The 22,214-nt window shown below is 46.7% G+C and carries 18 protein-coding genes; 3 read left to right on the forward strand and 15 right to left on the reverse strand.

Annotation, left to right across the window (positions count from 1 at the left end):
- Nucleotide 1 precedes the first annotated feature (1 nt).
- From Q0339_RS05635 to Q0339_RS05675, 9 genes are all read right to left on the reverse strand, one after another.
- Nucleotides 2-853, reverse strand: a complete 852-nt coding sequence (locus tag Q0339_RS05635) for a PRD domain-containing protein (protein WP_298077842.1) — start codon at nucleotides 851-853, stop codon at nucleotides 2-4.
- Nucleotides 854-1,099: 246 nt separating this feature from the next.
- Nucleotides 1,100-2,722, reverse strand: coding sequence for an amidohydrolase (locus tag Q0339_RS05640; RefSeq protein ID WP_298077843.1), 1,623 nt, complete (start codon nucleotides 2,720-2,722; stop codon nucleotides 1,100-1,102).
- Between the two features lie 9 nt (nucleotides 2,723-2,731).
- Nucleotides 2,732-3,814 (reverse strand): spermidine/putrescine ABC transporter substrate-binding protein, encoded by a 1,083-nt coding sequence (locus tag Q0339_RS05645; protein ID WP_298077844.1) that lies wholly within the window; start codon nucleotides 3,812-3,814, stop codon nucleotides 2,732-2,734.
- Between the two features lie 171 nt (nucleotides 3,815-3,985).
- Nucleotides 3,986-5,164: a nucleotide disphospho-sugar-binding domain-containing protein gene (locus Q0339_RS05650; protein WP_298077845.1), complete on the reverse strand. Its 1,179-nt coding sequence runs from the start codon at nucleotides 5,162-5,164 to the stop codon at nucleotides 3,986-3,988.
- 156 nt (nucleotides 5,165-5,320) lie between these two features.
- A complete protein-coding gene (locus Q0339_RS05655) occupies nucleotides 5,321-6,250 on the reverse strand; it encodes an aldo/keto reductase (protein ID WP_298077846.1) in 930 nt (309 codons plus the stop codon).
- Nucleotides 6,247-8,049 (reverse strand): beta-galactosidase, encoded by a 1,803-nt coding sequence (locus Q0339_RS05660; protein ID WP_298077847.1) that lies wholly within the window; start codon nucleotides 8,047-8,049, stop codon nucleotides 6,247-6,249. The genes Q0339_RS05655 and Q0339_RS05660 overlap by 4 nt, the downstream gene beginning before the upstream one ends.
- Nucleotides 8,046-9,410 (reverse strand): PTS transporter subunit EIIC, encoded by a 1,365-nt coding sequence (locus Q0339_RS05665; RefSeq protein ID WP_023391244.1) that lies wholly within the window; start codon nucleotides 9,408-9,410, stop codon nucleotides 8,046-8,048. The genes Q0339_RS05660 and Q0339_RS05665 overlap by 4 nt, the downstream gene beginning before the upstream one ends.
- 87 nt (nucleotides 9,411-9,497) lie before the next feature.
- On the reverse strand, nucleotides 9,498-9,815 hold the full coding sequence (locus Q0339_RS05670) for a PTS lactose/cellobiose transporter subunit IIA (RefSeq protein WP_298077848.1): 318 nt from the start codon (nucleotides 9,813-9,815) through the stop codon (nucleotides 9,498-9,500).
- Nucleotides 9,816-9,827: 12 nt separating this feature from the next.
- A complete protein-coding gene (locus Q0339_RS05675) occupies nucleotides 9,828-10,145 on the reverse strand; it encodes a PTS sugar transporter subunit IIB (RefSeq protein ID WP_070756269.1) in 318 nt (105 codons plus the stop codon).
- A gap of 208 nt (nucleotides 10,146-10,353) precedes the next feature.
- On the opposite strand from Q0339_RS05675, the gene Q0339_RS05680 reads away from it, so the two are divergent.
- On the forward strand, nucleotides 10,354-11,541 hold the full coding sequence (locus Q0339_RS05680; protein ID WP_298077849.1) for an ROK family transcriptional regulator: 1,188 nt from the start codon (nucleotides 10,354-10,356) through the stop codon (nucleotides 11,539-11,541).
- Nucleotides 11,542-11,598: 57 nt separating this feature from the next.
- Here the strand turns inward: Q0339_RS05680 and Q0339_RS05685 are convergent, their stop codons facing one another.
- The 5 genes from Q0339_RS05685 to Q0339_RS05705 all read right to left on the reverse strand — a co-directional run bounded on the left by Q0339_RS05685 (nucleotide 11,599) and on the right by Q0339_RS05705 (nucleotide 17,215).
- Nucleotides 11,599-12,498 (reverse strand): haloacid dehalogenase-like hydrolase, encoded by a 900-nt coding sequence (locus Q0339_RS05685; RefSeq protein WP_298077850.1) that lies wholly within the window; start codon nucleotides 12,496-12,498, stop codon nucleotides 11,599-11,601.
- A gap of 403 nt (nucleotides 12,499-12,901) precedes the next feature.
- Nucleotides 12,902-13,744 (reverse strand): MurR/RpiR family transcriptional regulator, encoded by an 843-nt coding sequence (locus Q0339_RS05690; RefSeq protein ID WP_298077851.1) that lies wholly within the window; start codon nucleotides 13,742-13,744, stop codon nucleotides 12,902-12,904.
- Between the two features lie 230 nt (nucleotides 13,745-13,974).
- A complete protein-coding gene (locus tag Q0339_RS05695) occupies nucleotides 13,975-14,796 on the reverse strand; it encodes a hypothetical protein (RefSeq protein ID WP_298077852.1) in 822 nt (273 codons plus the stop codon).
- 108 nt (nucleotides 14,797-14,904) lie between these two features.
- On the reverse strand, nucleotides 14,905-16,131 hold the full coding sequence (locus Q0339_RS05700; protein ID WP_298077853.1) for a hypothetical protein: 1,227 nt from the start codon (nucleotides 16,129-16,131) through the stop codon (nucleotides 14,905-14,907).
- Nucleotides 16,132-16,816: 685 nt separating this feature from the next.
- Nucleotides 16,817-17,215, reverse strand: a complete 399-nt coding sequence (locus tag Q0339_RS05705; RefSeq protein ID WP_298077854.1) for a hypothetical protein — start codon at nucleotides 17,213-17,215, stop codon at nucleotides 16,817-16,819.
- A 495-nt stretch (nucleotides 17,216-17,710) separates the two neighbouring features.
- Here Q0339_RS05705 and Q0339_RS05710 point away from each other — a divergent pair, with 495 nt between their 5' ends.
- Nucleotides 17,711-18,544: an AraC family transcriptional regulator gene (locus tag Q0339_RS05710; protein ID WP_298077855.1), complete on the forward strand. Its 834-nt coding sequence runs from the start codon at nucleotides 17,711-17,713 to the stop codon at nucleotides 18,542-18,544.
- Between the two features lie 56 nt (nucleotides 18,545-18,600).
- Here the strand turns inward: Q0339_RS05710 and Q0339_RS05715 are convergent, their stop codons facing one another.
- Complete coding sequence (locus tag Q0339_RS05715) at nucleotides 18,601-20,568, reverse strand: alpha-N-acetylgalactosaminidase (RefSeq protein WP_298077857.1); 1,968 nt, start codon at nucleotides 20,566-20,568, stop codon at nucleotides 18,601-18,603.
- 294 nt (nucleotides 20,569-20,862) lie between these two features.
- Between Q0339_RS05715 and Q0339_RS05720 the strand changes: the two genes are divergently transcribed.
- Entirely contained in the window at nucleotides 20,863-22,206 is a 1,344-nt protein-coding gene (locus tag Q0339_RS05720; RefSeq protein ID WP_298077858.1) for an APC family permease, read from the forward strand.
- Nucleotides 22,207-22,214: the final 8 nt, after the last annotated feature.

The raw sequence follows: 22,214 nt of genomic DNA on the forward strand, positions 1-22,214 counted from the left end.
GTCACTTCCTTCCTAGAATACGTACAAGGTGCAATAAGAGATAAAAATCTTCATCCTGGCCAAAGCTTAGATTGAATTCCTCTTGCAGGGTCTCCTTAAGGGCCTTTACTAAGTCCCATTCCCGGGGAAAGACGCCTGCAGTCGTCTCTAAGACAGTCTCGATTTTTTGTGGTGAGACGGCCTCTTGGCCTGGCTGATGGCTTAGGGTCCGAATCAGGAAGTAGCGGATATGGACCACGAAGCGCCCATAGTCAGGTGACTCCTTATCAAGGGGCTCTCCCGTCTGAGTCTCAATCACTTGAATCAAACGATTAAGGATTTCGCTCAGTTCTACTACATTATGGAAGCCCGCCTGATCAATCTGGCCATTGACCAAATGCAAGGTCAGGAAGGAAACCTCTTCCTGGGCCAGTCGAAGTTGATACTTGGCATTGACCTGACCAATGGCCTCGGCCGCCGCCTGATACTCATCCGGATAAAGATAATGGAGCTGGTACTGGAAAGGGTCGTAATCGTCCCCTTCATTAGGCTCCCGGTCCAAGGCATATTGCAAATGTTTAGCAATGGTGAAAATGAAGGTTTCCATCAAGGATTTCTTCAAACAGGCCTCGGCGATGACGGTAATGTCTTGCGCTAGTTCGAACACCCATGGTTCCAGTTCCTTAATTAAGCCTAGCAACTGTTCCTGCCGGTAACTAGACGCTAAACTAAAGACCCTGGTCACAGCAGTTGGGTCAATGGTGTCCCCTTTTTTCTTGCCAAACCCTACACCTTTCCCTAATGCTACCAATTCCGCCCCATCATCTCTGGCGACTAAGACAGCATTTTGGTTGAGTGATTGAATGACTTTCACTGCGCACCTCCCCTTTCGACAAAAAATAGGCACAACTCTCCCTATATGGGAAAGTTATGCCTAATCTAATAGTTACACCACTTATTATCTACATTATAATGTATGCGCTACCTAAATTCAAGGGTATTTTCTTTACAAATCCATCTTTTTGCCTACAATATTCAGAACTGGTTCCAGCAAAAGCCCTTTGTTAAGCCATTCTTAAAAGCAAAACTGAGACCTAAACAGGTCTCAGTTTCTATGTTCTTAATAAACTTGCTGACCGGCCAAATAGGTGGCGGTCACTTTGACTTGTCGCCAGTCCTTGACGCTTCGCAAATCATGGGACAGGACAACTAGGTCTGCCCACATACCAGCTTCCACTCCCCCAATATCGGTTCGACTTAAGGCCTTAGCTGCCCCAAGTGTATGGGCATAGAGGGACTCTTCGAGTGTCAAGCGTTGTTCTGGCATCAAGCCTTGAGGCGGTAGCCCATCCCAGGTCTGGCGATGGACTGCGTAATGCAGGCTCTCCAATGGTGTTACATTGACCACTACGGGCGTGTCGGTTCCAAAGGCCAGAGTTGCGCCTTGCTTCAAGAATTCCTTAAAAGGAAACATGTGCTTAGCACGTTCAGGTCCTACTTCTTCATCCAAGCTATCATAGCCCACCATCAGATGGCTTGGTTGTACCGAAACCACTAGCTGCTCTTGGGCCACTAGGTCTAAATCGTCCCAATCCATTACTTCTAGGTGCTCAATAGTGTGGAATTTTCCCAGACTGAGAGGGAATTTGGCTAGGGCTTCTTTGTAATAGGTCAAGGTCAACTCAATGGCCCGGTCACCAATGGCATGGATCCGCATCGGCCAATCTTCTTGGCTGGCAGCTAAGATAAAGTCATGCTGGGTCTCAATCGGGATTAAGGGCCCGCCCACATCTCCCGGGTAATAGGGTTCCGGATACTCTGACTTGAGATAGGCTGTATGAGAAGAAGTCACGCCGTCAAAAAACTGCTTGACCCCGCCCATTTGTAGCCAAGGGCCACGATAGCGCTGATAGAGTTGACGCAGAGGCTCACGATTGGCTCGCATAGCTGGGAAAAAGCTAAGACGCAGAGGAACCTGGGCTAGGGCGCGTTCATAGAGTTCCGGATAGACCATATCATCAGGACTCTCACCCGTAATGGCGACATCCCCTACCGCCGTTACCCCCATAGCATGAAGGTGACGACTAAAATCTTGCATTGCTAGAACTGCTTCTTCATGGAAGCGTCGGAAGACCTCCGTCTGATAGTAGACTGCGGCAGCTTCTAGGAAAGTTCCCGTTAATTGGCCATCTGCCTCATCAACTAGAGCCTGGCCTGACAGGGTCACAACATTATCAGGATTCAAGCCCAAGGCCTCCAAAGCCGCGGTATTGAGCCAAATAGAGTGGGCATCGCCGGACAAGAGCATAGTCGGCTCCGAACAGTAACGATCAAGCATACGACGATGGGGTTGCTGAGACGGTTGAAACTCGCTAGCATACCAACCAATGCCTAAGCGCCAACCCTGGCGCAGAGGTAGCTCCTGGGCCTGGCGCGCGACTATTTCGGGCGTCGCGCCCCCTACTTGCCCCAAAATGCCCGCTTGAATCAAGCTAGAAGGATAGAAGTGGACATGCGCATCAATAAAGCCAGGCAGCAACATTTGCTGACCTAGGTCCTTAAGTGGCAAGTGCTTGAGTGCTTCTGGCACTAAGCTATCAACATCAGCTTGGCTTGCCATAGTCACTTGCTTGTCTGGCTCATAGACAGCCGCAATTCGTTGGTCACGAATTTCCACAAGGGCTGGCCCGATGGTCCCCTTAGTCGGGTTATAGAGGGCCTGTGTCTTCAATAGATAGTGCATGATTTCCTCCTATAAGGCCATCTTGAAGCCTAAGAATTGTTCGTTAAATTCCTTAATGATATCCGCCGGTAGGAACTCATAGTGTTCAAGTTGTTGCAAGATTTCAGCAGGCGGATTGAAGGCGGGGTTGTCCAGCGTCTCTTGCGGCAGTAAGGCCTTAGCCGACTCGTTTGGAGTGGCGTAACCTACATATTCTGCGTTTTTAGCGGCATTTTCTGGTCGTAGCATAAAGTTAATGAAGGCATAGGCCCCGGCTTCATTTTTACTGGTGCTAGGAATAGCGAAATTATCTGTCCATACAGCCGAGCCGTCTTTTGGCAAGATATAAACAATATTAGGATTGTCCGCTATGACACTAGCAGCATCGCCGGAATAACCCATGCCAATCGGCGCTTCGCCTAAGCGCATGAGGGGTTTGATTTCATCGGTCAAGACTGCTCGAACATTAGGTGCCAGTGCCTTGAGGTAGGTACCGGCAATGGCTAACTCCCCTGGATCTTGGCTGTTAAGCGAATAGCCGCGCGCCTGCAAGGCCATCCCCAAAGTCTCGCGATGGCCATCTAGGACTAGGATAGAATTCTTAAATTCTGGTTTCCATAAATCCGACCAATTCTCAATAGTGGCTGGGTCAACTTGCTCTGTATTGACCATGATCCCAAAGGTCCCCCAGAAATAAGGCAAGCTATACTGGTTACCTGGATCAAAAGCGTGATTGAGTAACCAAGGCGTTAGATGCTCTGTCCCTTCTAAGCGGCTATAATCTAGCGGTTTAAGTAAGTTTTGATTTTTAAGACGCGCAACAATCGACTCACTAGGAAAGACTAAATCATAGGGTGTTCCGCCTTGCTTAAGCTTGGCTTCCATAGCGTCATTGGAATCAAAGGTCTCGTAGATAACCCGATAATTAGTCTCTTCTTCAAAGGCAGTAATCAGTTCAGGGTCAATATAATCCCCCCAGTTAAAGATATAGAGGGGCTGACGCTCCACCCCTTGGGCGGTTGTTTGAAGGGACTGCTCCAAATGATGGCGTATCCCCCACAGGGCAGCCATTACCCCTACCAAAATTACTAATCCTTGTACCAAACGCCGCACTGCGCGTCCCCCTTTCTAAACCTGATTCATTCACTTCTTTCATTCTATCATAGTCGCCACTCCGCTACTAGCCCTGTTTGCCGGTCTTAGTAGCGGAGGCCTTAAACGTTCGGCTTTTCCTAGCTAAGCTATCAAAAAAGGCGCCCTACCATTCAGTAGAGCACCTGATACTTAAGTATTTTGGGCCACTTGCTCCATAAAGGCAAGGGCTTCTTGATAACCGCCACTGGCCTTAAAGCTCTTGGCCACACGTCCCGCTGCATCACGATAATGAGGCTCTTCCAAAACGGTTAGGACGGCATGCCGAATGGTGACTGGTGTCATGAGCTTGAGCCAGTAACCGGCTCCCAGTTCAGCAGTCCGTTTGGCTACGGCTCCTTGTTCAGGCGTTTGGGGGCAGAGAATAAGGGGTACCTGATGATAGAGCCCTTCTGAGGCAGAATTCATACCACAATGGGTCATAAAGACGTCAGCAATGGCCAATACCGCCATTTGGTCTACTCGATCGTGAATTTCTATATGGTCAGGCAAGCCCTGCCAGTCGCTAAGCTCACTCTGGCCTAAAGCTATGATGACTTGATAGTCCGGCAAATCCCTAAAGGCCTCTATTACGGCACGATAGAAGTCCTCATTATGAACGACTGTCCCCAAGGACACGTAGATGGTCTTGGCTCGTGTCTTAGGATAAGGTTTTTCAACCGGTCGAATTGACGGTCCAATAAAGCGATAGTTGGAGCCAAAACTATCCCAACATGGTTGAAAGTAAGGGGAAGTATAGACCATGGTAGGGGTAGCCTCATCATTTTGAATGAGGTCTAGGACACTACCAATTTCATAGCCTCGCTCCCGCAAGCGATTGAGCTCTCGATTAATACTTGGCATGGACCAGAGCAATTTCAATAAGGCCCAGATACTCTGCCTCATATAACGTGAGGACTCCTTATTGAAGGCAAAGGTCGTGTTGGAGCAAACATAAGGCAGATTCAATTTCTTAGCTAGAAGCTTGGCCCAGGTTGCCATCGAGTCTCCCACAACTAAATCCGGTTGGAGTTCTTTCAAGGCCTCTAGAGCTGGCCCTTCAAACGCCAAGGTAGATTGGACTAGCAAATGTGTGGCAAAAGCCAAGTCCTTGCCCGAGCGGTCTGAGCTCTCACGCTCATCTAGCCCCAAGTCAAAATCCCCATAGTCATCGCAAGCCACAAATTGAGCACCTGTCGCCTGAATGGCTTGTCTGAAGCGCTCAAAGGAAAAATAAGTTACCTGGTGCCCGGCTTCCATCAGATAGCGCACCAAACCTAGAGTTGGATTGGTATGGCCTTGAGCTGGTATACAGAACCATGCAATTTTCATTCTTATCACCTCATTTACAAGACAAGAGCAAATAATAGAGACAATATACTAATCCTATTATAACATGGTGCCCCACTAAACCCCAATAAAATTACCCTAGCCAAAATAGACAAACACCATCCTATGCTAGGCAGCATAGGATGGTGACTGACTTACTTATGGGAGCCGATTGCCCCCCGCCTTATAGATACGATACCAGTCCTCACGACTGACTTCAATGCGACAGGCTTGAGCCAAATCCACTAAGCGCCAAGGCTGCATGGAACCAACTAAGACTTGCATTTTAGCAGGATGGCGTAGAATCCAAGCTAGAGCCAAGGCATCCGAACTGACACCATAGCTTAAAGCCAAGCTAGCTAAACAATCCCTTAAGTCCTGATAGTCTGGGTGTAACATATAGGGGCCTTGGTGTAAATCCACTTGGAAAGGCGACCAAGCCTGAACGGTTATCTGATGAAGGCGACAATAATTGAGGACATCGCCATCACGATTGATACTTTCCGAGCCTTTGGTGTTGACATTCAAGCTAGCATCTAAAAGCACCGTGTGGGCTGGCCCAAATTCCAACTGATTGACAATGAGGGCTTGATCTAAGTAGGAAGACAAGAGACTCATTTGTCCTGGATTCTGGTTGCTGACGCCAAAGTAGCGGACTTTACCCGACTGATGAAGGTCATGGAAGGCCTCGGCTACTTCTTCTGGTTCCATCAAGGCATCTGGCCGATGCAGGGCCAAGACGTCTAGGTAATCTGTTTGGAGTCGCTTGAGGCTGCCTTCCACCGCTTGGATAATGTGGGCTTTGGAGAAATCGAAATGGTAGTTAGACCAGACATCGGCCAGGCCACATTTGGATTGAATTAAGAGATCCTGTCGAGCTAGGCCCAGGCCTGTCCAAGCTTGGCCAAAACGTAATTCAGATTGACCCTTGCCATAAATATCAGCATGGTCGAAGAAATTAATCCCTAGGTCTTGGCAGGTCGCTAGGGCCTTTTGGCTGTCAGCCAAGCTTAGGCTATCCATGCGCATACAACCTAAGGCGATGGCACTGGCACCTGCTAGCTGACCTCCTAAGTTTAAGGTCTTCATGCCTCAACCTCCCCTTCTTCTGGGCGATAAACAGGCCGATCTACTAAATTCAAGCTCTCTACTGGCACCGACTCCGTCTCAAAGACCACGAACTCGTTGTGATTCTTGAGGAAGCCTGACGGAACATAGAGGTATTGGATGGGTCCCTGAGACCAGTAACGGCCAAGGTTGAAACCATTGACACAGACGCAACCCTTACCATAGGCAGAGCAATCAATAAAGGTATCCTGAATCTGATCCAGCTCAACCTCGAAGCGGTAGAAATGGGGACTTTCTGGTTGTGTAGGTCGCGGACCTTCATGATAGCTAACTGCTGCTAGCATGTCTGGCTTGAATTCTAGGGCATATTGTCTGAAGCCTTTGCGGAACTGGTGGTTAATCATAACGCCGCCCTTAATGCCCTTAGATTGAGTCGGACTATTGAGTTTGAAGCCGTAATTGACGCGCCCCATATTTTCTACCAAAACATCGACTTGAGCAGAAGCTTGGTCGGAATCAAAGAGCACTTCATCGCCAATGTCTTCTCGGTATTGGGTCACTAGGTGCTTGCCTTGGATAAAGACTTGAACCCGGTCATGGGCATTGATGATTTTAAGTCGTTCCGGATGGCCATGGTGTGCGACCCGCGTCCGATAGAGAGTATAACCATAGTGTTGACCCAAGGCTTCCATGGCTAGCGGGTAGTCCACTTCTTGGCCGGTTCCTAACTGGTCGGCGACTTCTAACAAGTCGGCCCAGCCAAGCACTGGATAGGTGCCATAGGCTCTAGCCTGGCGACTACGGGGCTCAAACTGAGGTAAGTCTGGGAAAAGCTCATGGATCACCCGCTGAACTGCATAATATTTGGCAGTTGGTTGGCCCCATTCATTAATTGGGGCATCAAAGTCATAAGAAGTGACCTGTGGGAGATCCCGATGCTTGCGTGCAGAACAGCCATTAATAAAGCCAAAGTTGGTCCCGCCTCGCAAGAGGAAGAGGTTGACACTGCCGACAGCCATCATTTCCTTAACATCATGGGCCAAGTCCTCCGGGTCACGGCGGACAATAGGCTCATTCCAACGGTTGAACCAACCATCCCAGAACTCCGTGCACATTAGTGGCCATTGCTTGCCATGACGGTCGAAGAAGGCTTGGAGGGCTTGGGTATTGCCCGGTGCATCCGAGCCGAAGTTACCAGTGACAAAGATATCATCTTCAATCAAGGTACCGGACTCTAGCGCTTCAATCCAGGTGCCATCCGAGGTAAAGAGTGGCACATCTATACCCCGGTCACGCATCATTTGGGCCACGGCCCGTAAATAGTCTTTGTCTTCTGCATAGGAGCCATACTCGTTCTCGACTTGCATCATCAAGATAGGGCCCCCATGAGTGAACTGATAAGGTACTAGCTGTGGTAGAAGCCAATCATAATAAGCCGCTACCTTGGACAGAAAGGCCTGATCATAGGTGCGATATCGCATGCCGGGATAGTTGAGCAACCAAGCCGGCAGGCCCCCAAAATCAAACTCCGCACAAATATAGGGACAGGGGCGGACAATCAAGTGAAGGCCCATACGACTGACTAGGTCAAAGTAGGCTTTGAAATCCAGCAAGCCGCGGTCTTCAAAGACCCCTTCATGAGGCTCATGCAAATTCCAAGGGATGTAAGTCTCGACGGTATTGTAACCTAGCGCCTTGAGATTGTAGAGGGTGTCTTCCCATTGATCTGGATGCAGACGGAAATACTGGATAGCCCCGGACAAGATTTTGAAGGGCTGACCATCTAAATAGAATTGGTCGCGAATTTCGAACTGTGTCATGCGCCCATCTCCTGTTGTTTATCAGCAATCTTAACGAATGGATAGTAGACGGCAGTGGAAATCCCGATATTAATCAAGGACAGGACAATAGCCCGCCAGTCAAAGGCTGTTGCGAAGAAACCATAGAGGACAGGTGGCATTACCCAAGTTACGTTCTGAGTAACCGGTGCTACCAAGCCCATCGTTGTCGCAAAATAAGCCACTGTTACCATCAGCACTGGGCTGAGGACAAAGGGGATGAACATAATTGGGTTAAGGACGATTGGTACCCCGTACATGACAGGTTCCCCAATGTTAAAGACCATAGGGAAGATCCCTAATTTAGCCACTTCACGCAAATGACGACTACGTGCCATCCAGAGAATGGAGATAGCTAAGCCAATGGCATCGAACCATACAAAGGCACCGAAGGAGTTATCTGTCCATAGATAAGGAATAGTGGTACCAGCGCGGTAAGCTTCTAAATTGGCTAGCATGGTCACCCCGAAGAGACTGGACATAACAGGCGCCAAGACGTTGCCGCCGTGGAGGCCGAAGAACCAGAAAATCTTGTTTAAGATGACAATAATGAGGACAGCCAAGAAGCTTTGCGACATATTAAGCAGTGGCGCTTGTAAGACCTTATAAACCCAGGTAATCATCAATTCACCGGTCAATTGATTGAAGGCATAAGTGGCAATAGCGACTACATACATGGCAATAGCTGCCGGAATGATGGATAGGAAAGGCTTAACAATAGCAGGTGGTACTGAATCTGGCAACTTAATGGTCCAGTTCCGATTCATGACCTTACAGAAGATGATAACCGATACGAAACCAATGATAATCCCTGTAAAGTAACCCTTGGCCCCGATTTGGTCTAGTGGAATGGCATTACGTACCGTAACCGCTAATTCCTCCCCTTGAACTGCTACACCTTGTAGCTTATCACCCAGAAGGCCAGCTAAGGCCTTAGAGTCAACATTTTCTAGCTTAAAGTTCTGCGTTACCGTATTAGCAATGGTAATGACATAGGAAGCAACAGCCACCAAACCAGCGGAGACTGTATCCACCTTGTAAATCTTGGCGATATTAACACCAAAGTTAAAGAGAAAGAGGAAGACAACAATTGGGATAGACCCTTTGAAGAGGATGTAGTTGATATCAATCAACCAACCAAAAGTCTGCGGGATGAAGGTATTGCCAAATTGGCCAGGTAAATCCGCCAAAAAGGCATTAATCATGAGAGCGAATGATCCGGCCATAATAACCGGCATGGTCCCAATAAATGAATCCCGAAGTGCAACAAGGAACCGTTGGTTCCCGACTTTGTTGGCGATAGGCATCAGACGCTCTTGCCAACGATCGACTAAACTTGCCATGATAATTCCTCCTTAAATTTTTACATAAATTAATTAAAACCACGGTTTGGGTGTCTACCAACCTAGCTCGGACTGCTCCCAAGCCACTTATTGGGGTAAGACTTGGTAGACTTCGATTAATTCCTGAGCTAAATCGACAAAGGCGATACTGGTCATGAGATGATCCTGACCATGAATCATAAAGAGACTGAGGGGCTGCTCAATCCCTTGCGCTTCTTGAGCCAAGGCTCCGGCCTGGGCGTGATGGGCTTCTAAGAGGGCTGCTCGAGCCGCTGCCATTCGCTCCGTCGCGCTCTGGAAATCTCGCTTCTTAGCTGCTGCCATGGCTTCGATGGCACAGGATTTGGCTTCGCCGCCATACATAATTAACTGCATGGCTACTTCTAATGCGGCTTCTTGTGACATAGGCTTGCTCCTTTATCCCATGAGACTTACGGCTAAGGCCAAGACCTTATCGCCTTTCATCATGCCATAATCTGTCATGGGGATGACCTCCACTGGGATGCCACGGGCTGACAAGTCAGCGGAAAACTCGTTCTTCAAATAGCGGACTTGGGGGCCTAACAATAAGACATCTACTGCATTGTTTTGGAGATATTCCTTGGCTTCTGGCACTGGCACAGCAAAAATATGGGCATCTAACCCTTGATCTTGCGCGGCCTTTTCCATCTTGGATACCATGAGACTGGTCGACATGCCAGCAGCACAGACTAACATGATTTGCTTAGTTTCCATTTACAACACCCTTTCCTTAAAATTCGAAAGAAAAATAATCGGTCCCTATTATTTTGAAAATGTAAACAAGCAGGCGTGAAAAGGAACCGATTCTCAACAATTATTTACTTTCTATTAATATTATAGGACATGAGATCCTAAATGTCAACGTTTTCATTTGAGGATTTATTTGTTTTTTGTTATGATATTCGTGAGGAAGTGACCAGACATGACAATAACCAAAAAACAGGCCACACTAAGGGCCACCATTCTAGATAAACTATATGCAAAAGCACCACTATCACGTATTGATATTGCCAAAGAAACGGGCATAACGCCTGCTACTACGGGGTCTATTATCGGGGATTTAATTCGTCAAGAACTCGTCTATGAAGTTGGGGAAGCTGAAGATGATACTGTAGGCCGCAAGAAAACCTTACTTAGTCTTATGCCCCATCGTGCCTACTATCTAGGTGTCGAAATCTCTGAGAAATACCTAGCCTTGGTCATTACTGATAACCTTGGCGAGATTCAAGCCAGCGACTACAGCATGACCTTCCAACAGCTAGGTAACTACCCGACTAGCGCTGACTTAGCCGACTTCATTCATCAATTTATAGCGCAACACCCTGACTTTCCCTTGACCGCCATTGGCGTCGGGCTACCGGGCCACGTAGACTTCGACTTGAGTCCCTATATTCAATCCAACAATCAGCATTGGCAGAATCTCAATCTGGAAGAGCTAGCCCAGGCCTTTAGACTGCCGCTTTATTTTGATAATAAGTCTCACTGCTTGACCCTGGCCCAAAGACTTTATGGCCAAGATGACAAAAACGATCATAATTTTATCGTCTTCCATGTCGCTAACGGTATTCATTGTTCCTATATGTATCAAGGGCAAATCTACGGGCGACAGAACTTCCTGATTGGCGAAATCGGCCATACGATTTTGAATCCACAAGGGGAAGCCTGCACCTGTGGTAAACGGGGTTGTCTGCAAGTCTATGCTAGCGAATCTAACTTGATTGCTAAGGCCCAAACCCTCTATCGGGTAGCCCAATCCACCTTCCTGCCTAGCCTGGTATCAGAGTCTGAAGCGATTACGCTTGCTACTATTATGGATGCCTGCGCCTTAGGCGATACTAGCTGTCTCCAATTGATTCAGCAAGCCTGTCACTACCTGTCGATTGCCCTATCCAATCTCAGTCAGCTGATTGACAGTGATGCTATCTACCTTGACGGCCAGTTCTTCTCCTATCCACTAGTCGACACCCTCTTGCACCAGGAGCTAGCGGCGACCACCCCGCTCTTCCACAAGCAAAAGAAAATACGACTCATTCCCCTGGCCTATAGCCCACTCAATATCGCGCGGGCAGCCACTAGCCTCTGTGTCAAAGCCAGCTTCTTATCAGCATAAAAATAAGCGGACCATCTACTGAAGCTAGTAGTAGGTCCGCTCTTTTTATTGCCTTAATTAGCGATTAATGGAACGGGCAATCATGGAAATGGTATGCCGTTGACCGCGGATTGCCTTGCTGAGGGCAAAAATATTCTCCACAGGAGCCAGACAGCCGTAGCCAGAGTCCCCAATGTGCTGGATGTCTACCCCACAAATCTTATTGCGGATAGCCATCTGCTTAATAGTGTCGGTATCCGAGCTTTCTTGGCTAGTTCCAATGGCGCTCATCACCAGGGCCCCTGCTTGATGGGCTCGCTGAACTATGGCCTTGAGATCCGCCTCATCGAAGCCTGGTACACTGCCTACAGCCGGCGCCAAAATAATATCGGCTCCAGCCTCAATGAATTGGCTGACTGCTTCAAGGTCTGCTACCGGCTCATCAACGCCTGCCCCGTGCATTTTACCGGCAATGACTAAACCTGAGAAGTGCTGCTTGGTTAGTCGGATGGCCTCCGCTATGGTATGATTGGTCACACCAGTCCCAGGATTACCCGTCAAACAGATAAAATCAAGACCAAAAGCTTCGGCCGCCTGTAGCGATGCCACATTGACCTGGCGCCCAGTCACTAATTCTTGCCGTTCTTCATTCATCTTAGCGTTAAGATCGACAGGCTCCAAATTGACGCCAATCGGGCGGCCCACCAGTCGATGGAGCTCTGCGACAAAATTGGGTGCATCAGGATCAATAGCAAATATAACAGGGTTTAGTAAGTCTACCCCATTTAGTAAAATGAGATCCGCCCCAAAGGCGCGAGCCATCTCTGAGTTGGTAATATCCCCAATATAGGACTCCTTAAAGCCCACATTTTCCGACAATATCACTCGGCCCTCACAGGCCTTAATACTCTGCTTTAATTCTGCCGCCGACATGGCCAGAATTTCCGACGTGTTGGCACTAATCAAACGTTTCACCATGTAAATCCTTCTTTCTTTTTGATAATAATAAAGATAAGACTAACCTTTGATTACGCCCTTTTGTTTACATTTTGTTACTAATTAGTATAGCATGATTCGCCGGATATGTAAACGGTTTATATCGTAGGGGCATAGCGCCTAGAATAACTATATTAGTTCAATTTTATACATCGAGTTCGGGTTAACCCAAACTCACCATAAAATCGTGACCGCTTAAGAAAATTATATTTCAGGCTCATTTCTCCTTTATATAAGCATTGGTCGAAATAAATTCTGTTCAAAACGCCTTTTAAAAAATCTGTTGAATTGACTTATAAAATCTGCTAATCATTAGGAACTTGAGCTCCTAGTTTATTCACCCCATATGGACAAAAAAGGTTGGGCCTAAACCCAACCTTTTGTTTTAATCCATCTTTCGAATCATCTTCCGAGTTTTAACCAAATGCTCCTTGGTTGCATGAAATTGGCGTTGAGCCACCCCATAGTAGAGCAAGTCGGTAATAATCAAGGACCCGTCTCGGGAGGTAACTGAGCCTAGGCGTATTTCTTTTTCGTCTTGGGGGATGAAAAGGCAAATATCAGCTAGACTGACGAGGGGCGCCTTGAGATTATGTCCCGTGATAGCGATTATTTTGGCACCCTGCTCCTTAGCAAGGTAGGCCATTTGATTGACACTATGGGTGCTACCACTATAACTGACTACCAACACCACATCGCCAGGCATACAGTGCGCCATTTGCGCCATGAGTATATGAGTGTCACGATCATAGGTGACTGGACGATTAATTCGCGTCAACTTATGAACTAAGTCCATGCAGACTACGCCACTGCCTCCAATTCCGCAGAGAAAGAGACGATGGGCGTTAGCCATCCAATCAATGGCTTGCGCAAGATCTGTTTCATCCATGAGCTCATAGGTCTGACGTAGATTCTGTTCTAGGATACTTTGGGTCTTATGGATGAGCTTAGACAGACAATCTTTAGGATCTAAAAAGAGATCCACCTCAGGCATTTCCTCATCAGTCCGGTCCTGTGCCAAGTCCAATTTTAAGGCAGGCAAGCCTTTATAACCCATCTTCTTAGCAAAGCGAGTCCAGGCCGCCCCCGATGTTCCAGAAGCATAACCTAACTCCACAGTATTCATATCTAACACTTCATGCCGGTGCTCCAGTATATAGCGACCGATCATCTGTTCAGTCGCTGTCATTGATCCTAGGGCACTTTTGATCTTGGTAATACAACTCATACGATTCTCTCCTTTGTTATACCAAACACTGAATCCTACTTTCCATGATAGCCACGCCTAGCCCATTTTCGCCTACAGTATATCACAATAAATCGCTTACAGCAACTAGCTTTACCTATGGTGATTCACAAACAGAGAGATATTTTTGTCGTTATCCAAAAGAAAACAGGCTCTAAGAGCCTGTTTTTAGCTGACTAATTTTACATCATGGTCGTATTTTACATTCTTCTCTATCCACACTGTTTATTTTGTAGCGCCTTTTTACCCAGACATTTCGCCAGCCATACGCTTTGCGCCGACAAATAGGCAAAAGGCAGGTACAAGACCAGGCTTCGCCAATAGGCAGGACCGACGCCCACACCGCTCCGCATCATGAGCCAAAAAAGAAAAGGATAGCTGAAGAGCAGGAGATTGACTCCAGAGAGCCCAAGATAAAGCCGCCAGGTCTGACCATAACGAGCCACCGTCGCTAGAATAGCACCCAAGACTAATAGACCATTGAGAAGCGCTGCCTCACGCCAATCCAAATTATTAAAGCCAAAACGCAGATTATTCAATAAAGGGACTAAGAAATAGAGCAACATCCCCGTCTGTAAGTAAGCCAAGCCCAACTGATAACGTTCCAAGGCTACTGGCTTCTTGTTTCGAGCCCCTTCTGTTTTAGGCCAAGCTTGGGCAAAGTTTTTAAGTCGATGGCTCCATATTAGCGAAGCGAGGAAGAAGACCCCTGACCGAATCATCAAGTCGACTTCGTAAGCAGTCCTTAGTTTTGTGCTTCCTTGCCCTGGCACAAGCAGCCCCATCAGTAGACGCCCCCAGAGCACCACTAGCCCTAGCCACTCCAATCGATAGGCCCATCGCATGCTAGCCCCAGATTGGAATAACCAGGCCAGCCAGGTGACTGCCATAGCTAGCAACCAGGCAGCAAAAGGCAAGTTAATGAAGTCCCAGTTGAAGATGTTCTGGTAAATCCATAAACCAGCCAAGACCTTGAAGACTAAAAATAAGGCAAAAGCGCGTTCTTGGCTTGTTTTGTCCACTATGGGTTCCATGGCAGTCCCTCCTTTCCTTTCTTTATTATAGCAGACTCCCCAAGAGGCGTCATTAACCGACTAGCTCAAAAAAAGTGCGGACTCACCCGCACTTTCTCATATTAGCGCTTAATTCTTGTCTGGCACAAATGCAAGCCAATCTGCATCCAAATACCAGCCATCTGGGATGGCCTGACTGCCTATTTCATGATAGCCTACTTGTCCACGAAGCGTTAGGACTCCCTGCCAAGTGCTGATAGCCTGTGGGACTTTCCCCTGAACGCGCACTCTCAGAACTTTAGCTGAAGCTTCCCCACCAGTCGACTGACTGAAAGTAAACCAGTAAGCATCCCCTACTTGTCCTAAAAAGCCCTTCTCATTAGTGGTCATGCGACATTCAATTAATTGGCCACTTAAGGTCTCTGCTTGGGCCAATACTTGGTCTAAATCTTGTAACTGATAGGCCTCTGCCCCTTGGTAATGGGAAGTCACGCCAAAGACATAGCCTTTGACACCCGCTTTAAGCTTACGTAAAAAAAATAGGGGGAGTGTCGGTAGCCCTATCAAGAGTAGAGCAGATAAGCCCAGGCCAAAGATAAGATTTACTACCGTCTCGGAATCTCTCACCTGACTAAGAAATTGAAGAATAATCGTCCCTATCACCAAAAGAGAGATTCTATTAACTATAAGAAGCAAGATACCCATTACGAGATAAACTAGATCTAAGTTCCAGGCTCTCTTGAGCAAGTCTGGGCGATGATTACGGTAACCCCACCAAGCTAAGTAGCTAGTAGCAAGACATAAGATTATAGCTAATAGGTAAAGGGGCTCATGAGAATAATCCAGGTGTAAGACGAGCATCTGCCATCCTTTAATGAAGAGATAGCCTAAGAACACACGATTAAGTGCCTTATTTCCCTCAGTTGGAACTAGCTTTAATTGATTTCCTTGCTTATTCAATTGGCGCCCGACCAAGAATTGCTGATAGGCACAATAAACCATAGGAGCTACTGATACAAAGAGTTTTGGGATGAGATTTGATAAAGCGATAAGTGGCGAAAAGGCCAATAATTTTTGAAAATCTAAACTTACCAAGACATAGATGACAATACCAGTATTAACCGCGCCAGCTAGATAATGACACCAGGCCTGCTTTGACTTATAACCTAACCAAGTCAGTACTAGTGGTAATAAAAAGATTGCTTCTTCTAACAATAAGTGCCCTAAAATAGGCTGACTTAACCAACTAAATACGGCAGAACCAAAAAGAATGGGGCTAAGCCGGAATAAAAGATAGACCAGTTGACAATCAAGCAGCCAACGTTGATGATCAGATACTGACCTGTTAACTTGCATATGTTTTCCTCCTCTTAGGGATATTCAATCTTACTGGCTTTGTCTAGTTAGAACTAGCTAGGCAAGACCGCACTGTATGTAGACTGCGATAACTCTAATATAAAGCGCACTAGTATGACAGATAGAATTCTTAAAACGGAATTATCATGAAACCTTCGAAATCAGCTTGGTAATCCTTCTTGTTTTCTTCTGTCATTAGGCCCCTCCTAATCTTGCGATTGATGCCTGTATCTCTTAGTTTCTAGTTCATGTAACCAAGCAGCCCTGGCTTCCTCGAAGCGGTTCTTGGCGCCTAGGAGTACTAGCCAGATTATGATAGGGATGATCAATAGTATCAGGACAAGGCCTTGACTTGCCCATAAAACATATGGGAAAAATGAGATTCCAAGCACCCCTAAGCCTACTTCTAGACTGGTCAAAACTAAATCCAGTCGGTAGCCTCTTTTGAAGATTGTCGTATCATGATCTTTCCACGCAATCATCAACCAATAGAAAGCCAATAGGCGTCCAACATATACAAATCCTAATAGCAATGAGTACAACAGTAAGACTAATCCTGTTATCAGCGTTAATACTCGCAAAACAGTGTACAAGATCATGTAAAGGTTAAACTCGGACTGGCGCCCCTTTTTACTCTCGTCAATCAATGCTTGTGCCTCCTTAACTTACAATTAAGCTTATATTACTAGTCTGAACCAAAGCGAAGCTTGGCTATAAAAAGCACTGCCCACACTATAATTGGAGTTATAAAAATCAAAAACATTGGTGCATAGGATAATGCCAAAATTACGAATGGCCACGCCACAAGTAGCCCTACCACCCAAACCGAAAGTTCAAGTACTGACAAGATAGTATCTAGGATAAATCCATAGTTGAAACGGGGTCCATCATTGGTTTTCCAACCTGTCATCAACCAATAAAAGGCTAGTAGACGACCTAAGTATACTAACCATATGATTGGGAGTTCTTTGACATTAACTAACATATGAATTCCTGTTACGAGAGTTATCAGCCTCAAAGCCGTATAGATCTTCATATATCTTTCAAAGCCTGGTTGGTGGCTTTGCTTGACTTCTTCCGTCATTTTCCATACCTCACAGTCTGCCCTAACCAACCTAATGCCGTTAGGACTTTAATTAATAGACTATTAATATGGCATCATTATACCAAAGTTCTCGAAACTTAGTAAAGCTTTCACCTCATTCATTCTTGCTAGATTTTATCTTATACACCCGATAAAAACCTGATAAATCAACATTTCATCTACTCACACCTTGTATTTTATCAACTTTCTGTTAACTTTCAGATTTTGAATGTTCCGTCCCACTAAATTTACCACAAAACTTCTGTTTATATCTCTACTATGAACTTTACTAGGCGAGAACACTTGTCACCATCTCAGCATCTGGTAAGCCTAAGCCAATTCATAGATAGGAGAATATTCGGGTTTTCCATTCGCGTCTCCAATTCTAACTTAGCTACACAAATTTTCATCATATACACAACATATCTAAATTGACTATCTGAGCTAACTAGCATTATAATAGTTTTACAACTTCTATCAGACGAGGTGATATCCATGTCCGAGCAAGAGTTTTACGTTTTCCATAATATATCTTCTGTTGATTTCTACCCCATTCAGTTTGGCAAGGAGAAGTGTGACCCTTGGCATCATTATGGGCCAACCCTGACCCATAATTACCTCTTCCACTACATCTTGTCGGGGCGGGGGAGCTTTCTCGAGAATGAGAAGCAGGAGGTCATTCAACTGGGGCCAGGCCAAGGCTTTCTCATGCCCCCTAACACGGTCTGTTCCTATACGGCTGACCAAGACGACCCCTGGATCTATTGTTGGATTGAGTTCAATGGACTCAAGGCTGCTAATTTCATGCGTCAGGCAGGTTTGAATGCTAACAATCTGATCTTTACGCCTCATAAGCCCATGATTATCTCTAGTATCAAAGACACCTTGGAGACCATCATCCGTAACCACTCCCAGCATGAGTCCTTTCTGATTGCCCAGCTCTATCTCTTAGTTGATCATCTGATTCGCTTTTCTAAGCACAGTCCTCAGCAGCGTCCTAACGAGATTCATTCCTTCTATATTAGAGAGGCTATCCATTATATCCAGGACCACTATATGGACAACCCTAGCGTGGATCGACTGGCAGACATCTGCCACCTCAACCGCAATTACTTCACCCGTCTCTTCAAGCAAGAGCTCCAAATGACACCTTCGCAGTTCATTTTGACCTATCGTATCAACCAATCCTGCGAGCTCTTGGCTTCAACCAATCGTTCCATTCGCGACATTGCCGAGCAAATCGGCTACAGCAATCAGTTCAACTTCTCTTCGGCCTTCAAACGTGTCAAGGGTATGACGCCTATGGAATGGCGTCGACGTTATCGTTAGCCGAAGATATGATGACATAGAAAAATCCGCACTCAATCAGTGCGGATTTTTTCATTCTAATTTCTTGATCCAATCATGGGATCGGCATAAGTTAGTTGATAGATGACTAATTCCTGAGGCGCTAAAGTAGCTTGCCAAATATGCTTTTCCGTCCGTTCCAAGCTTGCTCGCCCTGCGACCTGCATGAGGGTCTGGAGCTCGCCATCCCCTAAAATATAGGTTTGAGGTTGAGCTGTCGGATTACGTAGTGACAGAATGACACGACGCCCGTCATCGCTCAAGCAACGATAGCCATAAAGGCCCGTATGGTCGGCTGGCTTATGGCCGATAAAGCGACTATTCTTAAGGCAGTCATCATAGTTATCCTGTACCCAGCGAATGGCCTCGGCATTAGCACGCCAACGCTCATGGTCGAAGAGGTCGTAGGAGTAATAGCACTCCCAGAAGGCATTACCACGCGTCCCAATAAAGTAGAGATAGTCGCGGAATTCACTGACACTGGCCTGAATTGGATGGTCTAAGAGCCCTGCAGTCGCCCGATGAGCAAAGATTGGCTCATGGTTATAGAAATATTTCTGGGGCACTTGGATAGCTCGCTCGCGAATGAAGGCGTGATAACGATCATCCCGATAGGTCATCATGCGAGCCAAATCGGTCTCTCCAAGTGAATCATAGCCTGTATCCTGAGAAACTTGAATCCAAAGGCTATTGACATAGGCTAGCCACCAAGGGCTTGGATTGACGTAAGAGGTTAAATTCAGCCATAGGTCTCGCTGCGCCCCTTTTTCATCATGGTCTTGGGAATGCTTCTGACGATAGGCAGACCGTAAGTTCTGGAAGAGCTTAATCAAACGTTCGTAAGTCGCCGTCATTTGGTGCATACCATGGGGACCTGAGACATCATCCTGAGCTGGCTCAATCAAAAAGCCATCTAGCTTCCAATAAGACAGGTCATACTGGTCCTGATAGGCTAGGAGCTTAGCTTCCAAGGCATCCAAATAAGCCGGGTCACCCACATTGACGTCTTGAGTCCGCTCATTTTTAGTTCCTAGTCCTAATTCTGGATGAGCCTTGAGCCAATTGCTCATGGTTAGCTGCGTGCCACCATAGCCACCCCGTGGCCCCATCCAAAGGCCAAGCTGGCCGCCATAGCTGGCCACTTGGTCCTTAATGCGTGAGAGGCCAAGCGGGAATTTCGCATTGAATTCCCAAAAGCTCTCATAATTGGCCCAGCCGTCATCCACCACATAAGTATCCAGTGGCACCCCATAATCACTGAAGCCCGACCGTATAGCGGCAAAGGAAGTCATAATCTTGTCCTCGTCGATGTCCAACATATGGTCGTACCAGGAATTATATTGTAGGCGGAAGTGGTTTGGCAATGCGATAGTTTCAATATAAGCGAAGAAGGCTTGTTGGATGCTTGAAAATTCAGGGCTGGCCGCTGACCCTATGACCGTCGCATGTAAATTCACTGGCTGGTCTGAAGTCACCTCTCGCCCTAGATAGTAGCGGGACCAATAGCGACCTTGTTCTAGGCGGTTCTCTGCTAGGGGAAATTCCATCCCTAAGAAGAAACTATTAGCGTAAACTGGCTGGCCACAGGCCACATAATAGCCACTAAATCCTGCCATCTCAGGAATTGCCTCTTGTTCCTTTGGTTGATAAAACTTGGCATCTTCCTGGAAGGTCATGACCGATAAGTCTAGAAAGTTAATGGCCTGTTTTGCCTCTAAGAGGCTAACCTTGCATTTGAGGTAACCGTCTGTTAGCTCATAAATCACCTTGACTCGCGCTAGGTCGTCTTGGTACTCTACCTGAATGGCTTCTGCGGTCTCCTTCTCAAGTTGAGCTTGCATCTGGCTAGCGGCTAGTTGCCCCCCCTTCTGCCAATGGATGACAAAGGGCTCACTCTCACTTAATGCATAGGTCTTTCCCGTCTGTCTATTGGTCAGCCGGTCTAAGTAAAACTGTTGATGATTGCAGACAAAATGTCCGATAAGCGTTTGGCTTTGGAGTTCCATACGCCTCTCCTCCTCATAAAAGTAATCATACTTACCTAATATAATTGTAAGCGCCTAGCAAATATTTTACTATCTTATTTTGCTACCTACTCTATGTGCTGATTAATCACTAAGGAACTTTTGTCATATTTATAGTAGATTTTACACATATTTCCAGTATAAAAACGCTCAGAACCAAATACAGCTCATCTAATTCTCATTTTTTTGCCACTTTATTCAAATTCTTCTTGTGCGCCAAGGCCTAAACGCGTATAATGTAGAGTAATTCATCATTGATATTAGGAGGTATTATATATGAATCAACCAAAAAAAGCCTACGGCCTCTTAACTGCTGTAGCGATGATTATTGGGATTGTGGTCGGTTCGGGGATTTACTTCAAGGCTGATGACATCCTGACCTATACGGGTGGTAGCCTAGCCCTAGGCTTACTGGTTCTATCCATTGGGGCCAGCAATATCGTCTTCGGTTCCCTATCCTTGTCAGAATTTGCTAAGTTAGAGACTTCAAGTGGTGGGGTTGTGGCTTACTTAGACCGCTTTATTTCTTCTCGCTTAGCGACTGGCTATGGTTGGTTCTTAGCCTTCGTCATGATTCCAAGTGTGGTTGCTGTTGTGTCTTGGGCTTCTGCCATCTACACCGGCTTACTCTTTAATCTTGACCTGAACCTAGGTCAGCAAGTGCTCTTAGGTATGGCCTATACCCTCTTCTTCATGGCCTTGAACGTCCTCTCTCGTGTCCTCGGGGGTTACTTCCAAACCCTGACCATGTTCGTCAAGATGGTGCCCTTGGCCCTGATTGTCTTTGCTGGTCTCTTCTGGTCAGCACCCGCACCAAATCTTCCGGATGGTGTTTCCGCAATTGAACCGAGCAATGTGGGCTTAGGTTGGCTATCGGCCCTAGTTCCCCTGGCCTTCACCTATGAAGGTTGGAACTATGTCGTGACTATTGCACCCGAGCTCAAACATCCAAAACGTGATTTGATTCGTGCCTTCATTATTGGCCCGCTCATTATTCTCCTAACTTACTTGCTCTTCTTCTATGGCATGGTCCGCATTCTGGGGGCAACTTTCGTGCTATCAACTGGTGACCAAGCCATCACCTACGCCCTAACTTCACTCTTAGGTGAACGCGCTGGTAACCTAATTCTAGTCGTGGTGATTATCTCCATGCTAGGGGTCCTCAACGGCCTCCTCTTAGCTGGGATGCGTCTACCACAGGCCTATGCTGAAAAAGGCATGTTACCAAAAGGTCGCTTGGAAGAGATTCACCCTAAATATCAGGTATCCGTACCTTCCGCCGTTCTCTTCACTGCTATTACGGTGGTTTGGCTCTTAATCCATTACCTAACGCAAAAATTCGGGATTATGGGCAAGGGCGATGTCAGCGAAATTACCATTGTCTTCAACTACATCTTCTACATCATCCTCTATCTTCGCGTCATCAAACTCAATCGCGAGGGCTTGGCTAGCAATCGCCTGACCAGTCTCTTTGCTCCAGTGATGGGGATTATCGGGGCTGCTCTGGTCATTGGCGGGAGTTTGATTTCTTCCCTTCAAACTACTTTGGTTTTCAGTTTACTCTGCGCCCTAGTGATTTTAATCGGATGGCTTTACTCTAAACGCCAAATGCAAAACTAACAAAAAGG

Source organism: uncultured Abiotrophia sp. (genome assembly GCF_938010525.1).
GTDB lineage: Bacteria > Bacillota > Bacilli > Lactobacillales > Aerococcaceae > Abiotrophia.

Bases quoted from the DNA above. Each gene is read 5' to 3' on its own strand.
- Q0339_RS05650 (WP_298077845.1), bottom strand. From the start codon at position 5,164: ATGAAAATTGCATGGTTCTGTATACCAGCTCAAGGCCATACCAATCCA.
- Q0339_RS05680 (WP_298077849.1), top strand. From the start codon at position 10,354: ATGACAATAACCAAAAAACAGGCCACACTAAGGGCCACCATTCTAGAT.
- Q0339_RS05640 (WP_298077843.1), bottom strand. From the start codon at position 2,722: ATGCACTATCTATTGAAGACACAGGCCCTCTATAACCCGACTAAGGGG.
- Q0339_RS05695 (WP_298077852.1), bottom strand. From the start codon at position 14,796: ATGGAACCCATAGTGGACAAAACAAGCCAAGAACGCGCTTTTGCCTTA.
- Q0339_RS05690 (WP_298077851.1), bottom strand. From the start codon at position 13,744: ATGAGTTGTATTACCAAGATCAAAAGTGCCCTAGGATCAATGACAGCG.
- Q0339_RS05705 (WP_298077854.1), bottom strand. From the start codon at position 17,215: ATGACGGAAGAAGTCAAGCAAAGCCACCAACCAGGCTTTGAAAGATAT.
- Q0339_RS05675 (WP_070756269.1), bottom strand. From the start codon at position 10,145: ATGGAAACTAAGCAAATCATGTTAGTCTGTGCTGCTGGCATGTCGACC.
- Q0339_RS05700 (WP_298077853.1), bottom strand. From the start codon at position 16,131: ATGCAAGTTAACAGGTCAGTATCTGATCATCAACGTTGGCTGCTTGAT.
- Q0339_RS05685 (WP_298077850.1), bottom strand. From the start codon at position 12,498: ATGGTGAAACGTTTGATTAGTGCCAACACGTCGGAAATTCTGGCCATG.
- Q0339_RS05720 (WP_298077858.1), top strand. From the start codon at position 20,863: ATGAATCAACCAAAAAAAGCCTACGGCCTCTTAACTGCTGTAGCGATG.
- Q0339_RS05660 (WP_298077847.1), bottom strand. From the start codon at position 8,049: ATGACACAGTTCGAAATTCGCGACCAATTCTATTTAGATGGTCAGCCC.
- Q0339_RS05715 (WP_298077857.1), bottom strand. From the start codon at position 20,568: ATGGAACTCCAAAGCCAAACGCTTATCGGACATTTTGTCTGCAATCAT.
- Q0339_RS05655 (WP_298077846.1), bottom strand. From the start codon at position 6,250: ATGAAGACCTTAAACTTAGGAGGTCAGCTAGCAGGTGCCAGTGCCATC.
- Q0339_RS05710 (WP_298077855.1), top strand. From the start codon at position 17,711: ATGTCCGAGCAAGAGTTTTACGTTTTCCATAATATATCTTCTGTTGAT.
- Q0339_RS05665 (WP_023391244.1), bottom strand. From the start codon at position 9,410: ATGGCAAGTTTAGTCGATCGTTGGCAAGAGCGTCTGATGCCTATCGCC.
- Q0339_RS05670 (WP_298077848.1), bottom strand. From the start codon at position 9,815: ATGTCACAAGAAGCCGCATTAGAAGTAGCCATGCAGTTAATTATGTAT.